Consider the following 2,261-nt stretch of genomic DNA (forward strand, 5'->3'; position numbering starts at 1 on the left):
CGGATCGCCGGCACCGTCCTCGCGCTCGGGACGGTCAGCCTCATCACCGACATCTCCTCCGAGATGGTCACCGCCGTCCTGCCCCTCTACCTGGTCACCGTCCTCGGCGTCTCGCCGCTCGGCTTCGGACTGCTCGACGGCGTCTACAACGGCGCCTCCGCCGCCGTCCGGCTGCTCGGCGGACTCCTCGGCGACCGCGGCGGCAGCCACAAGGCCGTCGCCGCCGCCGGCTACGGGCTCTCCGCCCTCTGCAAGCCGATGCTGCTGCTCACCCGTACCACCCCGCTGATCGGACTCGTCCTCGCCGTCGACCGGGTCGGCAAGGGCCTGCGGACGGCCCCCCGGGACGCCATGATCTCCCTCGCCACCCCGCCCGAGCAGCGCGGCCGCGCCTTCGGCCTCCACCGCGCCATGGACACCGCCGGCGCCCTCACCGGTCCGCTGCTCGCCTTCCTGATCCTGCGCGCCGCACCCGGCGGCTACCACGCGGTCTTCACCGTCAGCTCCTGCGTCGCGGCGCTCGGCGTGCTCGTCCTGGTGCTGCTCGTCCCCGGCCGCCTGCTGCGCCGCGCCGAACCGGGGCGCGTCGCCCGGTTGCGGCCGCTGGAGACCCTCCGGCTGCCCGGACTGCGCCGGATCGCCCTCTGCGCGACCCTGCTCGGACTCGCCACCGTCAGCGACTCCTTCGTCTACCTGCTGCTGCAGCGCCGCCTCGGCCTCTCCGCCGGCTGGTTCCCGCTGCTGCCGCTCGGCACCGCCGCCGTCTACCTGCTGCTCGCCGTCCCCCTGGGAGCCCTCGGCGACAAGACCGGCCGCCGCCGCACCTTCGTCTTCGGCCACGCCGCCCTGCTCGGCGGCTACGCCCTGCTGCTCCTGCGTCCCGGCACCGGCGTGCCGCTCGCCGCCGCAGTCCTCGCCCTGCACGGCCTGTTCTACGCGGCCACCGACGGCATGCTCGCCGCCGCCGCCGCGGGCACCGTGCCCGAGGAGTGCCGCGGCGCCGGCCTCGCCCTGGTCGGCACCGGGCAGGCCGCCGGACGGTTCGCCGGCTCGATCGCGGTCGGCGCGCTGTGGAGCCGGTGGGGGGACACCACCGCGCTCGCCGTGATGACCGGCGCGCTCGCGATCGCCGCTGCGGCCGCCGTCCGGCTCCTCGGCCCGCAGCCCGACCACCCCGGCCCGGAGGAGGCCCGATGACCCTCGCCCGCCGGCTGACCGTCCTGGTCACCGCCACCGTCCTGCTCCTCCTCGCCGGCACCTGGACGGTGCTGCGCGCCGCCGACACCACCCGGCAGGACCGCCGGGCATCGGCGGACGACCCGCCGAGCGAACCCGGCACCGTCACCCTCGGCCCCCGGCCCGACGGGCCGCGCCTGGTCTTCCGCAGCATGATCTGGGGCCCGCACCGCGACGAACTGGCCTCCGTCCCGCTCGACCACCCCGGCGCCACCCGCACCGTCTCCGCCCCCGACTGCCTGCGCTTCCACGCCGCCGCCGGCACCGGCAGCTGCCTGCAGGCCGTCCACGGCGTCCTGCAGGACACCTACCGCGTCGCGATCCTCGACCGCGACCTGCACGAACTGCGTCACTACGACCTGGCCGGCATCCCCACCCGGACGAGGGTCTCGCCCTCCGGGCACATGGTGGCCTGGACGGTCTTCGTCGGCGGCGACTCCTACGCGGGCACCGACTTCTCCACCCGCACCTCGATCCTCGACACCCGCACCTGGACCCTCCAGGAGAACCTGGAGACCTACACCGCCACCGTCGACGGCAAGCCCCACCAGGCCCCCGACACCAACATCTGGGGCGTCACCTTCGCCGACGACGAGCACTTCCACGCCACCCTCGCCAGCGGCGGGAAGACCTGGCTGGTCGCCGGCAACGCCGTCGAACACACCCTCACCACCCTGCACGGCAACGTCGAATGCCCGTCCCTGTCGCCCGACGGCACCCGGATCGCCTACAAGAAACGCGTCCCCGGCCTGTCCGAGGACGAACCCTGGCGGCTCCACGTCCTCGACCTGAAGACCATGGCCGAGACCGCGACCGCCGAGCAGCGCAGCATCGACGACCAGGCCCTCTGGCTCGACGACCACACCCTCGCCTACGCCCTGGCCAGCGACGACGGCTCCGCCCTGTGGCGCGTCCCCGCCGACGGCACCGGCAGTCCCGCCCTGCTCGCCGCCGCCGCACTCGCGCCCGCCGTCGTGCGCTGACCCCGCCCCGGCCGGTCCGCGGGCCGGCCCCCGGACGTCCCA

At 75.4% G+C, this 2,261-nt stretch carries 2 protein-coding genes; both read left to right on the forward strand.

Annotation, left to right across the window (positions count from 1 at the left end; all coding sequences use genetic code 11):
• Positions 1 to 1,197 (forward strand): MFS transporter (locus tag ABZ641_RS33855; RefSeq protein WP_359988121.1); only part of this gene is annotated, 1,197 nt, incomplete at its 5' end.
• A complete protein-coding gene (locus ABZ641_RS33860; RefSeq protein ID WP_344627339.1) occupies positions 1,194 to 2,219 on the forward strand; it encodes a TolB-like translocation protein in 1,026 nt (341 codons plus the stop codon). The genes ABZ641_RS33855 and ABZ641_RS33860, both read left to right, overlap by 4 nt.
• The last annotated feature ends 42 nt before the right edge of the window (positions 2,220 to 2,261 follow it).

This window comes from Kitasatospora sp. NPDC007106 (assembly GCF_040634455.1).
In the GTDB taxonomy this organism is placed as follows: domain Bacteria; phylum Actinomycetota; class Actinomycetes; order Streptomycetales; family Streptomycetaceae; genus Kitasatospora; species Kitasatospora arboriphila.